The 20,545-nt window shown below is 72.6% G+C and carries 15 protein-coding genes; 7 read left to right on the top strand and 8 right to left on the bottom strand.

Annotated features, from left to right (window positions below; genetic code table 11):
• Positions 1-214: 214 nt before the first annotated feature.
• Together disA and radA are read right to left on the bottom strand one after the other, a co-directional pair.
• Positions 215-1,273 (bottom strand): DNA integrity scanning diadenylate cyclase DisA, encoded by a 1,059-nt coding sequence (gene disA, locus NP777_RS35845; RefSeq protein ID WP_044581604.1) that lies wholly within the window; start codon positions 1,271-1,273, stop codon positions 215-217.
• 426 nt (positions 1,274-1,699) lie between these two features.
• Positions 1,700-3,124 carry a DNA repair protein RadA gene (radA, locus tag NP777_RS35840; RefSeq protein ID WP_256654365.1) on the bottom strand — a complete coding sequence of 475 codons (1,425 nt, stop codon included), beginning with the start codon at positions 3,122-3,124 and terminating at the stop codon, positions 1,700-1,702.
• Between the two features lie 174 nt (positions 3,125-3,298).
• Between radA and NP777_RS35835 the strand changes: the two genes are divergently transcribed.
• Complete coding sequence (locus tag NP777_RS35835; protein WP_256654364.1) at positions 3,299-5,011, top strand: RNA polymerase sigma factor; 1,713 nt, start codon at positions 3,299-3,301, stop codon at positions 5,009-5,011.
• A gap of 44 nt (positions 5,012-5,055) precedes the next feature.
• On the opposite strand, the gene NP777_RS35830 is transcribed toward NP777_RS35835, so the two are convergent.
• Positions 5,056-5,856 (bottom strand): hypothetical protein, encoded by an 801-nt coding sequence (locus NP777_RS35830; protein WP_305890472.1) that lies wholly within the window; start codon positions 5,854-5,856, stop codon positions 5,056-5,058.
• Between the two features lie 201 nt (positions 5,857-6,057).
• On the opposite strand from NP777_RS35830, the gene NP777_RS35825 reads away from it, so the two are divergent.
• The 4 genes from NP777_RS35825 (at position 6,058) to ilvD (ending at position 10,539) form a co-directional block, all read left to right on the top strand.
• A complete protein-coding gene (locus NP777_RS35825; protein ID WP_256654362.1) occupies positions 6,058-6,987 on the top strand; it encodes a Ppx/GppA phosphatase family protein in 930 nt (309 codons plus the stop codon).
• A gap of 96 nt (positions 6,988-7,083) precedes the next feature.
• Positions 7,084-7,929: a sugar phosphate isomerase/epimerase family protein gene (locus tag NP777_RS35820; RefSeq protein WP_256654361.1), complete on the top strand. Its 846-nt coding sequence runs from the start codon at positions 7,084-7,086 to the stop codon at positions 7,927-7,929.
• On the top strand, positions 7,926-8,555 hold the full coding sequence (locus NP777_RS35815; RefSeq protein WP_256654360.1) for a TetR/AcrR family transcriptional regulator: 630 nt from the start codon (positions 7,926-7,928) through the stop codon (positions 8,553-8,555). Before NP777_RS35820 ends, NP777_RS35815 begins: the two co-directional genes overlap by 4 nt.
• Positions 8,556-8,688: 133 nt before the next feature.
• Positions 8,689-10,539 carry a dihydroxy-acid dehydratase gene (gene ilvD / locus NP777_RS35810; RefSeq protein ID WP_256654359.1) on the top strand — a complete coding sequence of 617 codons (1,851 nt, stop codon included), beginning with the start codon at positions 8,689-8,691 and terminating at the stop codon, positions 10,537-10,539.
• Between the two features lie 67 nt (positions 10,540-10,606).
• Here the strand turns inward: ilvD and NP777_RS35805 are convergent, their stop codons facing one another.
• Both NP777_RS35805 and NP777_RS35800 read right to left on the bottom strand, forming a co-directional pair.
• Entirely contained in the window at positions 10,607-12,889 is a 2,283-nt protein-coding gene (locus NP777_RS35805; RefSeq protein WP_256654358.1) for a protein kinase domain-containing protein, read from the bottom strand.
• Positions 12,890-12,964: 75 nt separating this feature from the next.
• Positions 12,965-15,280 carry a protein kinase domain-containing protein gene (locus NP777_RS35800; RefSeq protein WP_256654357.1) on the bottom strand — a complete coding sequence of 772 codons (2,316 nt, stop codon included), beginning with the start codon at positions 15,278-15,280 and terminating at the stop codon, positions 12,965-12,967.
• A 146-nt stretch (positions 15,281-15,426) separates the two neighbouring features.
• Here NP777_RS35800 and NP777_RS35795 point away from each other — a divergent pair, with 146 nt between their 5' ends.
• Positions 15,427-15,759 carry an SH3 domain-containing protein gene (locus NP777_RS35795; RefSeq protein WP_256654356.1) on the top strand — a complete coding sequence of 111 codons (333 nt, stop codon included), beginning with the start codon at positions 15,427-15,429 and terminating at the stop codon, positions 15,757-15,759.
• Between the two features lie 143 nt (positions 15,760-15,902).
• On the opposite strand, the gene NP777_RS35790 is transcribed toward NP777_RS35795, so the two are convergent.
• Together NP777_RS35790 and NP777_RS35785 are read right to left on the bottom strand one after the other, a co-directional pair.
• Positions 15,903-17,477 (bottom strand): SulP family inorganic anion transporter, encoded by a 1,575-nt coding sequence (locus tag NP777_RS35790; protein WP_256654355.1) that lies wholly within the window; start codon positions 17,475-17,477, stop codon positions 15,903-15,905.
• A gap of 178 nt (positions 17,478-17,655) precedes the next feature.
• Positions 17,656-18,042, bottom strand: coding sequence for a hypothetical protein (locus NP777_RS35785; protein WP_256654354.1), 387 nt, complete (start codon positions 18,040-18,042; stop codon positions 17,656-17,658).
• A gap of 309 nt (positions 18,043-18,351) precedes the next feature.
• Between NP777_RS35785 and proC the strand changes: the two genes are divergently transcribed.
• Entirely contained in the window at positions 18,352-19,161 is an 810-nt protein-coding gene (gene proC, locus NP777_RS35780; RefSeq protein ID WP_256654353.1) for a pyrroline-5-carboxylate reductase, read from the top strand.
• A 54-nt stretch (positions 19,162-19,215) separates the two neighbouring features.
• Here the strand turns inward: proC and trpS are convergent, their stop codons facing one another.
• Entirely contained in the window at positions 19,216-20,235 is a 1,020-nt protein-coding gene (gene trpS / locus NP777_RS35775) for a tryptophan--tRNA ligase (protein ID WP_256654352.1), read from the bottom strand.
• Positions 20,236-20,545: the final 310 nt, after the last annotated feature.

Here is a 20,545-nt window from a genome sequence, read left to right as displayed (position 1 = left end):
CTGGACCCCGGGGGGCGACGCCGAGCGTCGCCGCCGTGAATACCCGCACCGGCGGGCTGATCGCGGTCGGCACGCCGGTGTGGTGGACGACCGGGTGGACGCCCGAGCCATCCGGGTCGCCCAGCCGGGGTCTGGGGCGGAGCCCCAGTTGTGGGAAGGGGCGGGGAGGGGAACAACCCGCCGCAGGCGTCAAGAGGCGGCCGGACGCACGCCCCTAGACGTACCGCTCCAGGATGGACGACTCCGCCAGCCGCGACAGCCCCTCGCGGACCGAGCGCGCCCGAGCCTCGCCCACCCCGTCCACCATCTGCAGATCGTCCACGCTCGCGGCCAACAGCTTCTGCAGGCCCCCGAAGTGCTCCACCAGCCGCTCGATGATGGCGCCCGGCAGCCGCGGCACCTTGGCCAGCAGCCGGAAGCCGCGCGGCGAGACGGCGGAGTCGAGGGTCTCGGGCGAGCCGGTGTACCCGAGCGCGCGGGCCACGATGGGGAGTTCGAGCAGCTCGGCGTGGGTCAGCCGGTCCAGCTCGGCGAGCGCGTCGGCCACCGTACGGGTGCGCTTGGCGGTCGGCTCGGGCACATAGTCCCGGACCACCAGCTCGCGCTCGGGCTCCACGCCCGCGATCAGCTCGTCCAGCTGGAGGGAGAGCAGCCGGCCGTCGGTGCCCAGCTCGACCACGTACTCCGCGATCTCGGTGGCGATACGGCGGACCATCTCCAGCCGCTGCGCGACCGCGCTCACATCCCGGACGGTGACCAGGTCCTCGATCTCCAGGGCGGAGAGCGTGCCCGCCACCTCGTCGAGGCGGAGCTTGTACCGCTCGAGGGTGGCCAGCGCCTGGTTGGCGCGGGAGAGGATCGCCGCCGAGTCCTCCAGGACCCGCCGCTGACCGTCCACATACAGCGCGATCAGCCGCATCGACTGGCTGACCGAGACCACCGGGAACCCGGTCTGGATGGACACGCGCTGCGCGGTGCGGTGCCGGGTGCCGGTCTCCTCGGTGGGGATCGCCGCGTCCGGGACCAGCTGCACCCCGGCCCGCACGATCTTGGTGATGTCCTTGTCGAGCACCAGCGCGCCGTCCAGCTTGCACAGCTCGCGCAGCCGGGTCGCGGTGAACTCGACGTCGATGACGAAGCCGCCGGTGCACAGCGACTCGACGGTCTTGTCGGTGCCGAGCACGATCAGCCCGCCGGTGTTTCCCCGGAGAACGCGCTCGAGGCCGTCGCGCAACGCCGTGCCGGGCGCGACCGCGCTCAGGGAGGCACGCATCAGACCGTCGGCCTTGCCGGGTGTCGATGCCCGGTCGCCTGCTGCCACTGCACTCCTCCGTCGCAAGGTCTGTCGGTGCCACGAGTCGCCCTGCCATGCCGATGCGCGAGGCCACGTATGGGCGAGACCAGGGCAAAGTCTACCGGCGGCCACCGGCCTCCCGTGGGGTCTCCCGGCGTACGCCCGTAGGCGTGAAGCGGAGTGCGGCTCCCCCTGGGCTCCCCCTGGGCTCCGTCTGGGTTCCCCCTGGGCTCCGTCTGGGTTCCCCCTGGGCTCCCCCTGGGCTCCGTCTGGGCTCCCCCTGGGCTCCCCGCCGGGCTCCCCCTGAACCGTGCGCCACCCGGCTCACCGGCCCCCGTCGTACGCCCTCACCAGCGCACTCGGCCACGCCTCCGCCACCGCTCCGGTGACGCCTCGCCCACCATGTCAGCTCCGGTCGTCCGCCTCCACCCGCGCCTTCTCGCCCCGCTCCCGCCGCCGCGGCAGCATCCGCAGCGCGTCCCCGATGTCCGCCACCTCAAGCACCCGCATCCCGTCCGGGATCCGGCCCGGGTCGCCCGGCACCAGGGCGTGGGTGAAGCCGAGCCGGGCGGCCTCCGCCAGCCGCCGCTGCACCCCGGTGACCCGCCGGACCTCGCCCGCGAGCCCCACCTCGCCGATCGCCACCAGGTTCTTGGGCAGCGGGGTGTCACTGGCGGCGCTGGCCAGCGCGAGCGCCACGGCGAGGTCGGCGGCGGGCTCGGACAGCTTCACCCCGCCCACCGTGGCGCTGTAGATGTCCCGCTTGCCCAGCGCGCTGATCCGGCCGCGCTGCTCAAGCACCGCGAGCATCATCGAGACCCGGGAGGTCTCCAGACCGGAGGTGGTGCGGCGCGGCGAGGGGATCTGGGAGTCCACGGTGAGCGCCTGCACCTCGGCCACCAGTGGCCGGCGGCCCTCCAGGGTGACCGTCAGACAGGTGCCCGGCACCGGCTCGTCGCGGCGGGTGAGGAACAGCCCGGAGGGGTCGGCGAGCCCGGTGATGCCCTCGTCGTGCAGCTCGAAGCAGCCGACCTCGTCCGTCGCCCCGTAGCGGTTCTTCACCCCGCGGACCAGCCGCAGCCGGGCGTGCCGGTCGCCCTCGAATTGCAGCACGACATCGACCAGATGCTCCAGCAGCCGGGGCCCGGCGATGGCGCCGTCCTTGGTGACATGGCCCACCAGCAGCGTGGACATCCCGCGCTCCTTGGACGCGCGGATCAGCGCCCCGGCCACCTCGCGCACCTGCGCCATCCCGCCCGGCGCGCCGTCGATCTCGGGCGAGGCGACGGTCTGCACCGAGTCCAGGACGAGCAGCGAGGGCTTGACCGAGTCGAGATGGCCGAGGACCGCGGCGAGGTCGGTCTCGGCGGCGAGGTAGAGATGGTCGCTCAGCGCGCCGATGCGATCGGCGCGCAGCCGCACCTGACTCGCCGACTCCTCACCGGTGATGTAGAGCGTGCGGTGCTCCTCGGAGGCGGCCTTGGCCGCCACGTCCAGCAGCAGCGTGGACTTGCCGACCCCGGGCTCCCCGGCGAGCAGCACGACCGCTCCCGGGACCAGCCCGCCGCCGAGCACCCGGTCCAGCTCGTCCACGCCCGTGCCCCGCGCGGTGGCCTGACGGCCGTCGACCTGGCCGATGGGCAGGGCGGCCGAGGTGACCCGGCCGGGTGCGGTGGTGCGCACCGCGGGCGCCCCGTACTCCTCGACGGTGCCCCACGCCTGGCACTCGGGGCAGCGGCCGAGCCACTTGGCGGTGGTCCAGCCGCACTCCGTACAGCGGTAGGAGGGGCGGTCCTTGGCGGATGAGCGGGAGGAGCTACGGGCAGCCATGCCGTAACGCTAGCGTCGGCCACCGACAGAGCCGAACGGCGCCGGGCACATAGCAGTTTGCGGCCGCCGGAGGGGGACACCTGTCCCCTTATGAGGGAGATGGTCACCCGTAAGGGTTAAAACAGCGCAAGTGGCGCGAGGAAGTCTGCATCATCCGCCTACCGTCGCCGGGTGATGAGCAGCAGGTCCGAGCACTCGACACAGACCACCGGCGCACAGCGGGCGCGGCGCCGTGCGCCCCGCTCCACCACCACCCGCCCCCAGCGGCCTCCGGAACGCTACGAGCCGTATCTGGACGGCCTGTTCACGTACTGCCTGTCGGCCCTGTGCGAGCACGACGCCGCGGCGGTCGCGGTGGGCGACGTACTGGCGGTGGCCGAGCGCCGCACCGGCCGGGGGCGGGGCCGGGCGACCGCGGAGGGCGAGCTGTCCCGCCCGTGGCTCTACGCGATCGCCCGCTGGGCCTGTCTGCGCGCACTGGCCGAGCGCCGCGGCCGTACGGGGACGGACACCCCGGGCGACGGCGCCGGGGCCGAGCTGCCCGAGCCCATCGCCGCCCAGCGCCGCCGCGAACTGGCCGCGCTGGCCTGGCCGGAGGCGGCCGGGACCTCCGCCGAGCAGCGCGAGGCGCTCGAGCTCGCGGTGCGCCACCGGCTGGGCCCCTCCGAGGTGGCCGCCGTGCTCGGCAAGGACCAGGAGGAGACCCGCGCGCTGCTCTCCAGCGCCGCCTGCGAGGTGGAGCGGACCCGCGCCGCGCTCGCCGTCGTCGAGCTCGGCCACTGCCCGGTGGTCGCGCGGCTCGCGGGCGACACCCAGGTGCTGCTCTCCGCCGCGCTCCGCCGCGAGCTGGTGCGCCATGTGGACGACTGCCGCGAGTGCCGCCGGATGGCCGAGCGCGCCACGGCCGACGGGCCCTGGCCCGGTACGGCGGCCGCGCCCGCCGCGCTGCCGGTGGTGGAGGCCCCCCGTGCCGCCGTGCACGCCGCGCTGCTGGGCGCGCTGGGCGGACGGCCCGCCCGCGCGGCCGCCGGGCCCCGGTTCGACCGGCGCGGCTTTCCGCTGGAGCCCCAGGACCGGGCCGCCCGCCGCAGCCGGATGCGCAGCCGCGTGCTGACCACGACGGTGGTCGCCACAGTCGTGGCGGCCCCGGTGCTCGCCCTGTGGGCCGCCTACCGGGGCGCCCCGCTCGCCGGTGACGAGCGCGACACGGACTCGGTGGCCGCCGCCGACGCGGACGGCGTGGACCAGGCCCCGGCCGGTCAGGACCGGCCCGCCCGGCGCTCGTACGAGCAGACCGGCAGCGCGCAGGACCGTTCCGGCACGCGGATCGGCTCCGGCTCGCACAGCGCCAGGGCGGGCCGCGGGAGGTCGGATGTGTCGGTCGAGGTGATCGACGCGGACGGTGTGGTGGAGCGGCCGGGGCACAAGGCCGGTGAGGCGTCCCGCCCGGACGGCGCCCCGGCCGGCGGCGGCCGCCCCGGGGACGGCTCCGGCCCCTCCCGGCCCGCGCCAGGGCCGGGGCGGCTCACCGTCACGGCCCACCCCGAGGGCGATGTGACGGTCATCACCCTCACCGCGTCCGGCGGCTCACCGGTGCACTGGTCGGCCTCCGCCGGGGCGCCCTGGCTCCAGCTGAACCACCCGGCCGGGGTGTTGCGGCCCGGCGATGCCACGACCATCACGGTCTCGGTGGACCACGATCGGGAGCCGGCCGGTCACTGGAGCGCGCGGATTTCGGTGGACCCGGCGGGCGCGGTGGTGCTGATCGAGGGCCGGGGCGCGTCCCCCGAGCCCACGCCCAGCCCCACGGACCCCTCCGACCAGCCGACCCCGGCCCCGAGCGACCCGTCGCCCACGCCGTCCGGTTCGCCCGCCGCGAAGCGCTGACGAACGGACCGGACGCGTCGAAGACGAGCGCTGCCGGAGCCGCGTCAGTCGGCCTGGTCGGCAGGATCCGCCGGATGCGGTGCCAGCAGCGGCAGCGACGACGCCAGGCGCCGCTCGCACAGCTCGGCCAGCCGGGCGTATCCGGCCTTGCCCATCAGCTCCGTGAGCTCCGGCCGGTACGACCGGAACACCGGCTCCCCGGCCCCGTGCGCCGAGGTGGCCGAGGTGCACCACCAGTGCAGATCGTGGCCGCCCGGCCCCCAGCCGCGCCGGTCGTACTCGCCGATGGTGATCCGCAGCACCCGGGTGTCGTCCGGCCGGTCGATCCAGTCGTAGGACCGGCGCACCGGTAGCTGCCAGCACACATCCGGCTTGGTCTCCAGCGGCTCGCGCCCCTCCCGCAGCGCCAGGATGTGCAGCGCGCAGCCCCCGCCGCCCGGGAAGCCCGGCCGGTTCTGGAAGATGCACGAGCCCTTGTGGCGCCGGGTCTGCCGCTCGCCGTCCTCGTCCTCCTGCACCCACCCCGAGGCGTGCCCCTCGTCGTGGAACTGCCAGATCTCCGGGGTCAGCCGGGCCATATGGCGTCCGACCCGCGCCTCGTCGTCCTCGTCCGAGAAGTGCGCGCCCAGCGTGCAGCAGCCGTCGTCGGCCCGCCCCGCCTGGATGCCCTGGCAGCCCTGGCCGAAGACGCAGGTCCACCGGGAGGTCAGCCAGGTCAGATCGCATCGGAAGAACTGCTCGTCGTCGGCCGGATCGGGGAATTCGACCCATGCGCGGGCGAAGTCCAGGCCGACCTCGTCCTCGGCGCGGGGGGCGTCCTCGGCGCCCTCCGCCCCGGACGGCATCGGCTCCTCGGCCGCCCACTCCAGGGCGGCCTTCCGGCGTTTGTCCTGCTTCGCCTTTTTCGTCTTTGCCACGGTGCAAGCGTAGGCGCCTTCGGTGAAAAGCCGGAGGTGGGGACCGGGCACGTCCCCGGCGCGGCCGAGGTGCCGGAACGTGGCAGGACCTGTGCATGACACCGAGGTGGGAGCAGTAGCGTTCACGTCATGAGACTCGGTGTCCTCGACGTGGGTTCGAATACGGTTCATCTGCTCGTGATGGACGCCCATCCCGGCGCACGCCCGCTCCCCGCGCATTCGCACAAGGCCGAACTGCGGCTGGCCGAACTCCTCGACGGGCACGGGGGCATCGGCCCCGACGGCGTCGACCGTCTGATCGCGGTGGTCATGGAGGCGCTGGAGGCGGCCGAGGACAAGGGCGTCGAGGACGTGCTGCCGTTCGCGACCTCCGCCGTCCGCGAGGCGTCCAACGCCGATGAGGTCCTGGCCCGGGTCGCCGAGGAGACCGGCGTCCGGCTCCAGGTGCTCAGCGGCGCGGACGAGGCGCGGCTCACCTTCCTGGCCGCCCGCCGCTGGTTCGGCTGGTCCGCGGGGAAGCTGCTGGTCCTGGACATCGGCGGCGGTTCGCTGGAGATCGCGTACGGCATGGACGAGGAGCCCGACGCGGCGGTCTCGCTGCCACTGGGGGCCGGCCGGCTGACCGGGTCCTGGCTGCCCGGCGATCCGCCCGACCCGGCGGACGTACGGGCCCTGCGGCGCCATGTGCGGGCGGAGATCGCCCGGAGTGTCGGCGATTTCAGCCGTCATGGGGCGCCGGACCATGTGGTGGCCACCTCCAAGACCTTCAAGCAGCTGGCCAGGATCACCGGCGCCGCGCGCTCCGCCGAGGGGCTCTACGTGGAGCGCCGGCTCACCCGCCGGGCGCTGGAGGAGTGGGTGCCCAAGCTGGCGGTTATGTCCACCCAGGAGCGGGCCGAGCTGCCCGGGGTCTCCGAGGGCCGGGCCGGGCAGCTCACGGCCGGGGCGCTGGTGGCGGAGGCCGCGATGGACCTGTTCGGCGTGGACCAGCTGGAGATCTGCCCCTGGGCGCTGCGCGAGGGCGTGATCCTCCGCCGCCTGGACCATCTGCCCACCTGACCACGGAACGTGACCGGGGCCGGAAAGCGGCGGCCGTTCAGCCGCGAAGGCCGCCGCGGTTCGGTTGCGGAGAGCAGCCGCCGTACGCTGTCCCTCGTGACAGAGCCAGTGGTGCGCATCCCGGATGCGAAGGTCGCGCTGTCCACAGCCTCGGTCTATCCGGAGTCGACGGCGACGGCCTTCGAGATCGCGGCACGCCTGGGCTACGACGGCGTCGAGGTCATGGTGTGGACCGATCCGGTCAGCCAGGACATCGAGGCCCTGCGTCGGCTCTCGGACTACCACCAGGTGCCGATCCTCGCCGTGCACGCCCCCTGTCTGCTGATCACCCAGCGGGTCTGGTCGACCGACCCGTGGGTGAAGCTGCAGCGGGCGCGGGCGGCCGCCGAGAAGCTCGACGCGTCCACCGTCGTGGTCCACCCGCCGTTCCGATGGCAGCGGGCGTACGCCCGCGAGTTCGTCCGCGGAATCTGGCGGATGGCGGACGAGACCGATGTGCGGTTCGCGGTCGAGAACATGTACCCGTGGCGCTATCGCGACCGCGAGATGCTGGCGTACGCCCCGGGCTGGGACGTCACCCAGGACGACTACCGCCACTTCACGATCGACCTGTCGCACACGGCCACCGCCCGCACGGACGCGCTGGAGATGGTGGACCGCATGGGCGACCGGCTGGCCCATCTCCACCTCGCCGACGGCCAGGGCTCCAACAAGGACGAGCACCTGGTGCCGGGGCGCGGCACCCAGCCCTGCGCCGAACTGCTGGAACGGCTCGCGGTCGGCGATTTCGACGGCAATGTGGTCGTCGAGGTCAACACCCGGCGTGCCATGTCCACGACCGAGCGCGAGGCGGATCTGGCGGAGGCCCTGGCCTTCACCCGGCTGCACCTCGCCTCGCCGACCTCGACCACCCGGCGGAGCAGGGCGGTGCCCGGTTCATGACCGCCGCCGCATCCGGGTCCGCCACACCCCCGCGCAAGCGCGGCCGCCCGGCCCGTACGAGCGCCTCCGACGGCCCCGCCGCCCGCGACCGGATCCTGATCGCGGCGCGCAACGAGTTCGCCGAGCGCGGCTACGACAAGACCTCGATCCGCGGCATCGCCAAGGCCGCGGAGGTGGACCCGGCACTGGTCCACCACTACTTCGGCACCAAGGAGCGGGTCTTCGAGGCCGCCATCGAGCTGATCCTCGCCCCCGCCATGGGCGTCCCGGACGCGGTGCACGGCAGCCGGGAGGGCGCGGGCGAGCGGATGGCCCGCTATATGTTCGGCATCTGGGAGAACCCGGTCAGCAGGCTGCCGCTGCTCGCCGTGATGCGCTCGGCGCTGACCAACGAGACCGCCGCCGTGGTGCTGCGCGGCATGATCGAGCGCCGGTTGCTGCTGCGGATGGCGGTTGAGCTGGACGTCCCGAACCCCGAGTTCCGGGCCCAGCTCGCGGCCGGGCATCTGATCGGGATCGCGATGCTGCGCTATGTGATCCGGATGGAGCCGATCGCCTCGGCGGAGACCGACGACATCGTGGCCATGGTGGGGCCCACCCTCCAGCGCTATCTGACCGAGCGCTGATCGGTCCGTTCCGCTCCGTGACCCGGCCGTCTCTGGATCCGGACGGACCATCCGGATCCGTGGACACAGGCGTAGGCTCAGAAGACTCCGATCCGATCCGCAGAACGCACGTATCACGAGGGAGCCGAGCACCGTGCCCGAGCTGAGGTCTCGCACCGTCACCCACGGCCGCAACATGGCGGGCGCCCGCGCCCTTATGCAGGCTTCCGGCGTAGCGCGCGAGGACTTCGGCAAGCCGATCGTCGCCGTCGCCAACAGCTTCACCGAGTTCGTGCCCGGCCACACCCACCTCCAGCCGGTGGGCCGGATCGTCAGCGAGGCGATCCACGCGGCGGGCGGCATTCCGCGCGAGTTCAACACCATCGCCGTGGACGACGGCATCGCCATGGGCCACGGCGGGATGCTCTACAGCCTCCCCTCCCGCGACCTGATCGCCGACTCCGTGGAGTACATGGTCGAGGCGCACTGCGCCGACGCGCTGATCTGCATCTCCAACTGCGACAAGATCACCCCCGGGATGCTGATGGCCGCGATGCGGCTCAACATCCCGACCGTCTTCGTCTCCGGCGGCCCCATGGAGGCGGGCCGGGCGACGCTCGTCGACGGCACCGTCCGCAAGCTGGACCTGATCAACGCGATCTCGGACGCGGTCGACGAGAGCGTCTCGGACGAGGACATCCTCCGCATCGAGAACAACGCCTGTCCGACCTGCGGCTCCTGTTCCGGCATGTTCACCGCCAACTCGATGAACTGCCTGACCGAGGCGATGGGCCTCTCCCTGCCGGGCAACGGTTCGGTGCTGGCCACCCACACCGCCCGTAAGGCGCTCTACGAGACCGCGGGCCGTACGGTCGTGGAGATCACCAAGCGCCACTACGAGCAGGACGACGAGACGGTTCTGCCGCGCTCCATCGGCTCCCGCGCCGCCTTCGAGAACGCCATGGCGCTCGACATCGCCATGGGCGGCTCGACCAACACGATCCTGCATCTGCTGGCCGCCGCCCAGGAGGCCGGTCTCGACTACGACCTCAAGGACATCGACGAGGTCTCCCGCCTGGTGCCGTGCCTGGCCAAGGTCGCCCCGAACGTCGCCCCCGGCGGCACGTACTACATGGAGGACGTGCACCGCGCGGGCGGCATCCCGGCGATCCTCGGCGAGCTGTTCCGCGGCGGGCTGCTGAACGAGGACGTCCACTCCGTGCACAGCTCCTCGCTCGCCGACTGGCTCAAGACCTGGGACGTGCGCGGCGGTTCGCCGTCCGCCGAGGCCGTCGAGCTGTGGCACGCGGCCCCCGGCTGCAAGCGCTCCGCCACCGCCTTCTCACAGTCCGAGCGCTGGGACTCGCTGGACACGGACGCCGCCGGCGGCTGCATCCGCGACATGGAGCACGCCTACTCCAAGGACGGCGGACTCGCCGTCCTCAAGGGCAATCTGGCCGTCGACGGCTGCGTGGTGAAGACCGCGGGCGTGGACGAGTCCATCTGGACCTTCGAGGGCCCGGCCGTGGTCTGCGAATCCCAGGAGGAGGCCGTCGAGCGGATCCTGGGCAAGCAGGTCAAGGAGGGCGACGTGGTCGTCATCCGCTACGAGGGCCCCAAGGGCGGCCCCGGGATGCAGGAGATGCTCTACCCGACCTCCTTCCTCAAGGGCCGGGGCCTGGGCAAGGCGTGCGCGCTGGTCACCGACGGCCGCTTCTCCGGCGGCACTTCGGGGCTCTCCATCGGCCACGCCTCGCCGGAGGCGGCGTCCGGCGGCACCATCGCCCTGGTCCGGGACGGCGACCGGATCCGCATCGACATCCCCGGCCGCTCCATCGACCTCCTGGTGAGCGATGAGGAGCTGGCGGCCCGCCGCGAGGAGCTCGACGGCGTCTACGCCCCGAAGGACCGCGAGCGCAAGGTGTCCACCGCGCTGCGTGCCTACGCGGCGATGGCCACCAGCGCGGACAAGGGCGCGGTCCGCGACATCAGCCGGCTGGGCTGACGTCGCGGGTGGGCCGTCCCGGGTGCGGTCGCGTTGCGTCAGCCGTCCCGGCTGGCCTCGCGCGGCATCAGCCGTCCCGGGTGACGTCCATCCCGGACGCCTCCAGGGTGTCGTATCCGTAGACCGTGGTGAGGGCGTCCCCGCTCAGCGTCAGCTCGGCGGGGATGCCACCGGGGTCCGTACGCGGCTTGGTCCGCCACAGCATCCGGCCGTCCCGGCGGTCCAGGGCGACCACCCGGCCCGCGGCGGTGGCCAGATACAGGGCGTTCCGGCGCCCGGACACCACGGGCGGGCCCAGCCACTCCACCTGCGTCGCCCTGCTCCACAGCCGCTTTCCGGCCGTCGTGACGGCGGTGACCTCGCCGTTCTGCCGGACGAAGTAGAGCGTGTCGCCCACCAGGGTGGGCGTGATCTGCCGGGCGGAGAGCCCCGCGGGCAGCTTCACCCGGCGCTCCCGTCCCCCGTCCGTGCCGAGGAACAGCAGATCGGTGTAGTCGTCGGTGGCGTGCTCGCGCTGCTCCAGATAGAGGAGCCGGCCCGAGCGCTCGGCGAGTGAGGTGCCCGCGGAGAGCGTGCCGATCCGCCGGGCCGCCCCCGTGGTGGGGGCGAGGGCGTAGAGCCCGCTCGGAACGGCCGGGTCGCCCTGGTCCTCCACCGGACCGCAGTCGGCGAGGGGGCGTCCGGACACCACTTCCGGGCCGCAGCTCAGCCCGTGGCCGACCCGGCGCGACCAGAGCGTGCGGCCGGTGCGTACCTCCACCGCCTGGAAGGTCTCGTCGTCCCAGCTCTGGGTGAGCACGGCCGGGTGGCGCCCCCGCTGGAACACCGCCCCCTGGTACGCGCTGCCGATGTCGGTCTTCCAGACCCGCTCACCGTCGCTGGTGCGATAGCCCTCCAGCCGGGCCGTGCCGTCCGACTTCTCCACAGTGCCCAGCACGAGGCCGTCGGCCACTCCGATCAGCTCGCTCGGCTCCGCCGACCGATGCCAGGCCACCCGCCCCCGGACATCCAGCCGGGTCAGGGCGATCCCGGAACCACCGCAGTACAGATCGGTGCCCGAGGGCAGACAGCGGCGGCCGGTCGGCCCGCTGACCGAGCGCGGAGCGCCATTGGCGCTGGTCACGATGTCGGTGTTGGGCCCGGCGAGGGTGCGCTGCCAGGGGCGCCAGCCGGACGGGAACGAGCCGTTCGCCGACGCGCGGGTGGTGGGGCGGGCGTCCGGCTCGCCCTCGGGTCCGGATCCGGCCCGCAGCAAGACGATCGCCCCCACAGCCACGGCGACCAGGCCCGCGGCCGCCGCGGCGGACACCAAGGGGCGGCGCGTCAGATGGGCACGGCCCGGCGCACGGCCGACCTCGGTCGGCGTGGCGGCGTCGCCTTCGTCGCCCTCACCGGTGCCGCCACCCGAGTCCGTGACGTCCTTACGGCCGTCACCGGCGTCGTTACGGCCGTCACCGGCGTCGTTACGGTCATCGCCGTCGTCCTTACGGCTGTCACCGTCGTCCTCACGGTCATCGCCGTTGTCCTCACCGCCGTCACCGTCGTCCTCGGGCAGCGTCCCCAGCCGCTCCAGGAGCTCGTCAAGACCGGGGCGGGCGGGCGGGTCCTTGCTCAGACAGTCCGCGACCGCGGCACGCAGCGGCCCGGTCACCGCGTCCAGCGCCGGGGGCTCGTACACCACGTGATAGGCGGTCATATACGGGCTGTCCGCGTCGAACGGGCTCTGGCCGGTCGCCGCGTACACCAGCACCGTCGCCAGCGAGAACACATCGGACTCCGGCCCGACCTCGCGCGGATCGCGCAGTTGCTCCGGCGACATGAACGGGGGCGTGCCCATGACCCGGCCCGTCATGGTCAGGGTCTGGTGGTCGGCCGCCCGGGAGATGCCGAAGTCGATGACGCGGGGGCCGTCGTCGGACAGCACGATGTTGGCCGGTTTCAGATCCCGGTGCACCACCCCCGCCCGGTGGATGTCCCGTAGCGCCTCGACCAGCCCGATCGCCAGCCGCCGCAGCTCGGCGCCGCGCAGCGGACCGTCCGCCGCGACCTGCTCGGCGAGGGTGCGGCCGGGGACGTACGAGGTCGCCATCCACGGCAGGACGGCATCGGGGTCCGCGTCCACGACGGCCGCGGTGAACGCGCCGCTGACCCGCCGGGCGGCCGCGACCTCCTGCCGGAACCGCACCCGGAACTCGTCGTCGTCGGCGAACTGCTGATGCACCACCTTCAGCGCCAGCGGCCGCCCCGACTGCGACCGGGCCAGATATACGGTGCCCATCCCGCCACGGCCGAGCCGCCGCTCGAGTGCGTAGCCTCCGATGGACTCCGGGTCCCCGGCGCGCAGTGCCATTCCTGCCTTCTCCCACCGACCCACGATCCGGCGGTCACTCTAGGCCCGGCTCGCGCCGGGGACCCGTGACGCCGCTCACCAACCGGCCGGATTCCGCCCGTCCACGGCGAAGAGCGTGCCGTCCGGGGCCGTCGCGAACACCTTGCCGTCCGCCACCACGGGCGCGGGCATCGTGGCCAGGAAGCCCCGACCGGCCGCGCCCCCGCGCGAGCGGGTCTCGCCGATCACCTCGCCGCGCCGGGCGTCCACGGCCAGCAGCCGGCCGTCCGCCGCCGAGAAGTACACCCTGCCGTCCGCCGCCACCAGCGACGAGGCGTTGGAGACCGAGGTCTCCACGCGCCAGAGCCGCGCCCGCGCCGAGCCCTCGCGCGCGGTGTCGACGGCCACCAACCCGCCGTCCGAGCCCAGCACATACACCCGGTCGCCGCTGGTGACGGCGCTGAGCGCGGACACCGGCGTGGACAGCGCGACCCGCCGCGCCGCGCGCCGCTCCGGGTCGTAGCGCACGACGGCGGTGGTACTGGTCCGGGTATCCGTCTCGGTCAGCAGCAGCACGCCGTCGGGGCCGCTTCCGGCCGGGGTGAGGTTGCCGCTGAGCGAGGCGTGCCAGCGCGTCGTACCGCGCACCGTGTCCACCGCCGTGACCAGCGTGTGCGAGCCGTCGCCCGCGGTGGTCACGGCGTACGCGGTGCGGCCGTCGCCGTACGAGAAGAAGACGGGCCGGGCGTGGCCGGGCAGCCGATGGCTCCAACGCTCCTTGTTCGTCGTCCCATTCACCGACGTGACCATGCCGTCCGGCGTGACCAGCAGCACGGTGCCGCCCGCGGAGTAGACCCCGCCCTGGTAGCGGGACACCTCGCGGCTCCAGCGGACGCGGTGGGTCGTGGGGTCGACCGCCCGCAGCCGCTCGCCGTCCGGGGACACCGTCCGCACCAGACCGCCCGCGACCACGGGAGCGGAGATCGTCGCGCCGTCACCGGGGCGTGCCGCCGCGGACGGCCGCGACCAGACCACGCGGCCGTCGTCCGGATCGACCCGGGCGGTCTCCACACCGTGCCGGGCGCAGTACAGCGCGCCCGCTCCGTACGAGCAGAACGCGGGCCGCGCCCCCGAGCCCACGGCCTTTCCGCCGGCCGGCCCGGTCGCCCACGGGCGCCACGCCTCGGCGGTCGCCGCGCTGATCCGCGGGCGGCCGCCGCCGGAGGAGTCCGTGCCGTCGAACGGGCGCAGCGCGACGACCGTGCCCGCGCCGAGCAGTACGACGGCCGCGAGCCCGGAGAGGGCCCACCGCCGGATCCCCCGGCGCCGCGCCCCGGGCTCGCTCGTCACCGACTCGGGCCGGTCCGCGGCCGGTTCCGGCTCGGGAGCCGCCTTCACATGCGTATCGGGCTCCGCCGTTCCGGGGGTCGCGGGATCGGGATCCACATCGTGGGGGGCCGCCTTCACATGCGTATCCGTGGCGCCCTCGTCCTGCCCCCAGCGCATACCCGGCAGCGAGTGCGGCTCCGGCGTCCGCTGCTGCGGCACCAGCGGAACGGGCCCGCGCGGCACCGGCGACCGGGGTCCGCACACGGCGCGCAGGACCGTCATCAGCGCGTCGGGCGTGGGGCGGTCCTCGGGGTTCTTGGCCAGACACCGCTGGACCAGCGGCAGCAGCTCATCCGGCACCCCCGCCAGATCCGCCTCGTCGTGCACCACCTGGTACGCCACGATGTACGGGCTCTCGGACTCGAACGGGCCCCGCCCGGTGGCCGCGTGCACCAGCACCGACCCCAGCGCGAACACATCCGCCGCCGGGCCCACCGCACGCGGCCGCTGGAACTGCTCCGGCGCCATGAACGGCGGAGTGCCGATCAACTTCCCGGTCTCGGTGCGCAGTTCGCTGTCGGACGGCCGGGAGATGCCGAAGTCGATGACCTTCGGGCCGTCCGCCGCGAGCAGCACATTGCTCGGCTTGAGATCGCGGTGCACCACGCCCGCCCGATGGATGTCCCGCAGCGCCTCGGCGAGCCCCGCCGCCAGTCGCACGGTCTCGTCCGGCGCCAACGGGCCGCTCCGCTTGACGTGTTCGGCGAGGGTCGGACCGGGGATGTAGAGGGTGGCCATCCAGGGCCTCGGCCCCTCCGGGTCGGCATCCACCACGGGCGCCGTGAACGCGCCGCTGACCCGCCGGGCGGCCGCCACCTCCTGCCGGAACCGCGCCCGGAACTCGGGGTCTTCGGCCAGACCGGCATGGACGACCTTCACCGCGAGCCGCCGCCCCGAGGGCGAACGGGCCAGATGGACCACGCCCATGCCACCGGATCCGAGGCGCGCCTCGAGCTGGTACTGCCCGGCGTACTCCGGATCCTCCGCTTCCGGGCCCGTCCCGGCTCTGTGCACCGGTGGCATGCCCCACCCCCGTGAATTCGGCCGCCTTCGCGACTCGGCGAGCCTAGTCGATGACACGTGCGAGCCTTGTTAGCCTCCGCATGTCGTGTCACTTCACACGACATGTGCACAACTTCGGAAAGAAGTTCAACGGGGGAGGGGCCGCCATGGCCATTGAAGAGACCGCGGACGCCGTAGCCACCACCGACGCCACGGACACCGTCGCGGACACGGTGGGGACCACCGCCGGAGCGATCACCTATCCGGTCGCGCCCGGCTACCAGCTGAACGTCCGCAGCGGGCCCGGCACCAACCACCGGCTCGTGAAGGTGCTGCCGTACAACAGCCGGGTCCCCATCCGCTGCCAGCGGCACGGCCAGAAGGTCTCGGGGCCGTACGGCACCTCGGACATCTGGGACAACATCGCCCCGGGCCAGTATGTCTCCGACGCGTATGTGAAGACCGGCAGCGACGGCTTCGTCACCGTGCCCTGCGGCTGACCCAGGGCCCGGCCGGAGCGCAGCCGGCCCCCGGCGCCGCGAGTGCGGTGCCGGGGGCCGGGCGACGGAAGGGGCCTTCCCCGGAAGGGGGCCTTCCGCTATCTACGGGTTACGCCTATCCACGGGTTACGCCTATCCACGGGTTACGCCGGGATCCGCTCCTCGTCGAGGGCGGCGCCCCGCTTGACCACCGCGTTGTGCCGCTCGGTCCAGGTGGCCAGCGCCATCTCACAGGCGTGGTCCACATGGCGCAGCCCGGTCAGGTCGAGCTCCACCTCGCGCTCACGGGGCAGCCCCTCCAACTCGTCCAGCAGCTTGGGCAGCCGGAGGAAGGTCGCGTTGCCGCGCACCCGGACGTGCAGGGGCTTGTCGCCGGAGCCGGAGCCGGAGCCGGACCCAGAGTCGGAGTCGGAGTCGGAGCCGTCGTCGTCCTCGCGCCCGCTGACCTCGACATGCACATGCGAGGTCTCCCAGGCGGTCTTGGCCACGGCCATCAGCAGACCGATGATCACACCCTCGAACATATTGGTGACCACGATCGCGCCCGCGGTGACGATCAGGATGATCGCCTCACCCCGGTGGGTCTTCCACAGCGGCACCAGATCCTTGGTCGGGATCAGCTTCCAGCCGGAGTAGACCAGCACACCGGCGAGCGTCGCCACCGGGATGACGCCCAGCGCCGAGGGGAAGAGCACCGCGAAGACCAGCAGCCACGCACCGTGCAGCACCCGCGACGCCTTCGTCTTCGCACCGGCCTGCACATTGGCCGCGCTCCGCACGATCACCGCGGTCATCGGCAGCGCGCCGAGGACACCGCACACCGCGTTGCCCGCGCCCTGTGCCATCAGCTCCTTGTTGTAGTCGGTGCGCGGACCGTCGTGCAGCCGGTCCACGGCCGCGGCGCTGAACAGGCTCTCGGCGGAGGCGATCAGCGTGAACGCGAGCACGGTGCCGATGACGCCCACCTCGGCGAGGGCCTGGAACTCACTGCCGCCGGGCGGCTGGATGGCGTCCAGCAGACCCTTGACCTCGACCCGCGCGATCGGCAGGTCGAAGATCGCGGTCGCGCCCGTGGCGAGCGCGACGGCCGCCAGCGGCGCGGGCAGCGCCTTGGCGCCCTGGCGGAAGCGCGGCCACAGCACCAGGACGGCGATCGTCCCGACGCCCACGGCGACCGCCTTCAGGGCGTCCGCGGAACCGGCCACATCCCCGATGAGCCCGGGAATGTTGAAGATCTTGTCGAGCCCGCTGCTCGGCGCCTTGGCGTCGGCGAGCGCGTACAGCTGTCCGGCGATCAGCACCAGGCCGATGCCCGCGAGCATGCCCTGCACCACGGCGACGGAGATCGCCCGGAACCAGCGGCCGAGGCCGAGCGCGCCCATGGCCAGTTGGAGCAGTCCGGAGATGAGGACGAGGACGCCGAGCGCGGCGACGCCGTATTGCTCCACGGCCTCGTAGACCAGCACGGTCAGACCGGCGGCCGGGCCGGACACCTGAAGGCTGCTGCCCGGCAGGAAGCCGGTGACCAGCCCGCCGACGATGCCGGTGATCAGGCCGAGTTCGGCCGGCACACCGGAGGCGACCGCCACCCCCACGCACAGGGGGACGGCCACCAGGAATACGACGAGAGAAGCGGTGAAGTCGGCGCGGAAGGTTCCGGCGCCGGATGAGCCAGAGGTGCCTCCGGCACCACGGAAACGGTCAAGGAGATTTCGCATGAGGGTTGCCTCCAGTGCGCCCCGTCACCGGCTCATGGGCAGGCGGGGGCACGGCATAGCGCTACGTCAGTGGGATCGATGGAATCGGTCGCTGGCGGTTGAGATCGCTTGCTGCGAGACGCGTGAAAAGCGTTGAGATGTGCGTGAGACGGACCGCCGGGCTACGGCGGTGTAGCTCTCAGCAGCGGAAGATCTGGAGGATGACGGGCAGTTCGCCCGATCTCGTCACCGGAACGGCTTGCCGTCCGGTGACCGAGGTGGAGATGGCGGTACGCGGCACCGGAACACCGGCATCGCAACCGCACACACATCCGTATTTGCCGCTCGGTGTGGGAGCGGTGAGCGGGGCCCTTCCGCGGAGCCCCTTGCAATCTTCAGTTCCGTGGTCGCCGTGCGCGGATACCAACGATTCGGTGGTCGGCCGCGGATCGGCTGATGCGGTGGCGCTGACCGTTTCGGGATGGATGACCTGCGCGGACGCGCAATCAGCCGCGATGAAGAGGGCAAGCAACACGGCAACCGCCGTTACCAGTGCGTGAGCGGTATGCCGGAACGTCCTCACCATCGCCCCCTTCCCGTACGTATAGACACCGAGCCCTATTGTGTCCATGAGACTGTGACCATTTGCAAGTCGATATGTAACCGACTTGTGAACTCGGAGTCATCGAACAGGATCGCTTGGTTCCGGGCGCCCCGGTTGGCACCGGCGCAAAGCGGCTCGACCCGCACGCCGGATGGCGCACAAAATTTAATTCATCGAACAATGAATAAGAAATTCATAAGGGCCATACGGAATGCGCCGCCCGTGCGAGGATGGCCGAGAACATCTACACAGCACACGCATGAACCGCACAGGCATGAGGAGAGCCGCACCATGACGGAGAAGGTCGCCGTGCTCGGCACGGGAAAGATCGGCGAAGCCCTTCTCAGCGGAATGATCCGGGGCGGCTGGTCGCCGTCCGACCTGCTGGTCACGGCCCGCCGTCCCGAGCGCGCCGAGGAGCTCCGGTCGCGCTACGGCGTCGAGGCCGTCTCCAACGCCGAGGCCGCCAAGGCCGCCGAGACCCTCATCCTCACCGTCAAACCGCAGGACATGGGCACCCTGCTCGATGAGCTAGCCCCGCACGTCCCCGCCGACCGGCTGGTCGTCTCCGGCGCGGCCGGCATCCCCACCTCCTTCTTCGAGGCGCGCCTGGCCGCCGGCACCCCGGTCGTCCGGGTCATGACCAACACCCCGGCGCTGGTCGACGAGGCCATGTCCGTCATCTCGGCGGGCAGCCACGCCACCGAGGAGCACCTCGCCCACACCGAGGCGATCTTCGGCGGCGTCGGCAAGACGCTGCGCGTCCCCGAGTCCCAGCAGGACGCCGCGACCGCGCTCTCCGGCTCCGGCCCGGCCTACTTCTACTTCCTCGTCGAGGCGATGACCGACGCGGGCATCCTGCTGGGCCTGCCCCGCGACAAGGCCCATGACCTGATCGTCCAGGCCGCCATCGGCGCGGCGGTGATGCTGCGCGACAGCGATCAGCACCCGGTCAAGCTGCGCGAGGCGGTGACCTCCCCGGCGGGCACCACCATCAACGCCATCCGCGAGCTGGAGAGCCACGGGGTGCGCGCCGCGCTGATCGCCGCGCTGGAGGCGGCCCGCGACCGCAGCCGCGAGCTCGCCTCCGGCAACAGCTGACGGAGAGCCGCTCCAGCCGACGGAGGTCGCTCCGCTCAGGGAGAGCCGCTCCGCTCAGGTGGACGGCAGCAGCCCGACCGCCGCATACGCCTCGTCCACCCGGGGCCGGGCCAGCCCACGCGCCCGCTCGGCCCCGGCCCGCAGCACCCCGTCCACATACGCCGGATCGGCGCACAGCTCGGCGTGCCGGGCCTGAAGCGGACGCAGTACCTCCAGCACCGCCTCCGCCGTGGCCCCCTTCAGCGCCCCGTACGAGGTGAACTCCTCGGCCAGCACCTCCGGCTTGCCATCGGTGCACGACGCCAGCACATCCAGCAGATTGGCCACCCCCGGCTGCTCCGCCCGGTCGTACCGCACCTCGGTACCGCTGTCCGTGACCGCCCGCATGATCTTCTTCCGCACCACATCCGGCTCGTCGAGCAGATAGACGATGCCCGCCGTCTCCGCGTGCGACTTCCCCATCTTCGAGGTCGGGTCCTGCAGATCCATCACCCGCGCCGAGACCCGCGGACTGGTGGCCCGGGGCACGGTGAAGACCGGTCCGTACCGCTGGTTGAACCGCTGCGCCAGATCCCGGGCCAGCTCCACATGCTGCGTCTGGTCCTCGCCGACCGGCACCTCATGCGTTCCGTAGACGAGGATGTCGGCCGCCATCAGCGCCGGATAGGTGAGCAGTGACAGCCGTACGCTCCCCCCTCCGGCCCGCTCCCGCGCGGACTTCTCCTTGTACTGGATCATCCGCCGCATCTCGCCGTCGGTGGCCGTGCACTCCATGAGATAGGACAGCCGCGCGTGCTCATCCACATGGCTCTGCACGAACAGCGTGCAGAGCTCGGGATCGAGCCCGGAGGCCAGCAGCAGCGTGGCGGCCTGCCGGGTCAGCCGCCGCACCCGCGCCGGATCGTGCTCCACGGTGAGCGCGTGCAGATCGACGACGCAGAACAGCGCGTCGGCACGGTGCTGGTCCTCCTGAACCCACCGGCGTACGGCCCCGAGGTAGTTCCCGAGGGTCAGATGCCCGCTCGGTTTGATCCCGCTGAAGATCCGGCGCCCCGCCGTCTTCGTCTCTGTCATCGCTCCGCGTCTCCCGCTGTGTCGGGGCCGCCGACCCGGTCGGCCGGGATTCGCGGGAGGGAGAAACGCGAACGGCCGCCGGAGCGGCGGCCGTGGTTGCGCATGTGTGTAAGGGGCGGCCGCCGTCAGGCGGCCCACCACCGTGGGTGAACACATGCGCTCGTCATGCCATAGACAGTACGCCCTGACGGGGGGGTCCGGCCATGGGTTTGGTGGACCTCGGGGCGTCGTGTACTGTTCACCGAGTTGCCACGGAGCCCTACGGGGAAACGCGGCGACCATCGAGCCGCACCGGCGGCAAACCACTACC

This window comes from Streptomyces rugosispiralis, from assembly GCF_024505145.1.
Lineage (GTDB): Bacteria > Actinomycetota > Actinomycetes > Streptomycetales > Streptomycetaceae > Streptomyces > Streptomyces rugosispiralis.
This window is presented reverse-complemented; position numbering and strand designations above follow the sequence as displayed.

Excerpts from the sequence above, each read along its gene's own strand:
- proC (WP_256654353.1), top strand. The coding sequence starts at position 18,352 with ATGACGGAGAAGGTCGCCGTGCTCGGCACGGGAAAGATCGGCGAAGCC.
- trpS (WP_256654352.1), bottom strand. The coding sequence starts at position 20,235 with ATGACAGAGACGAAGACGGCGGGGCGCCGGATCTTCAGCGGGATCAAA.
- disA (WP_044581604.1), bottom strand. The coding sequence starts at position 1,273 with ATGCGTGCCTCCCTGAGCGCGGTCGCGCCCGGCACGGCGTTGCGCGAC.
- NP777_RS35795 (WP_256654356.1), top strand. The coding sequence starts at position 15,427 with ATGGCCATTGAAGAGACCGCGGACGCCGTAGCCACCACCGACGCCACG.
- NP777_RS35805 (WP_256654358.1), bottom strand. The coding sequence starts at position 12,889 with ATGGCACTGCGCGCCGGGGACCCGGAGTCCATCGGAGGCTACGCACTC.
- NP777_RS35830 (WP_305890472.1), bottom strand. The coding sequence starts at position 5,856 with ATGCCGTCCGGGGCGGAGGGCGCCGAGGACGCCCCCCGCGCCGAGGAC.
- NP777_RS35825 (WP_256654362.1), top strand. The coding sequence starts at position 6,058 with ATGAGACTCGGTGTCCTCGACGTGGGTTCGAATACGGTTCATCTGCTC.
- radA (WP_256654365.1), bottom strand. The coding sequence starts at position 3,124 with ATGGCTGCCCGTAGCTCCTCCCGCTCATCCGCCAAGGACCGCCCCTCC.
- NP777_RS35815 (WP_256654360.1), top strand. The coding sequence starts at position 7,926 with ATGACCGCCGCCGCATCCGGGTCCGCCACACCCCCGCGCAAGCGCGGC.
- NP777_RS35835 (WP_256654364.1), top strand. The coding sequence starts at position 3,299 with ATGAGCAGCAGGTCCGAGCACTCGACACAGACCACCGGCGCACAGCGG.
- NP777_RS35785 (WP_256654354.1), bottom strand. The coding sequence starts at position 18,042 with ATGGTGAGGACGTTCCGGCATACCGCTCACGCACTGGTAACGGCGGTT.
- NP777_RS35800 (WP_256654357.1), bottom strand. The coding sequence starts at position 15,280 with ATGCCACCGGTGCACAGAGCCGGGACGGGCCCGGAAGCGGAGGATCCG.
- NP777_RS35790 (WP_256654355.1), bottom strand. The coding sequence starts at position 17,477 with ATGCGAAATCTCCTTGACCGTTTCCGTGGTGCCGGAGGCACCTCTGGC.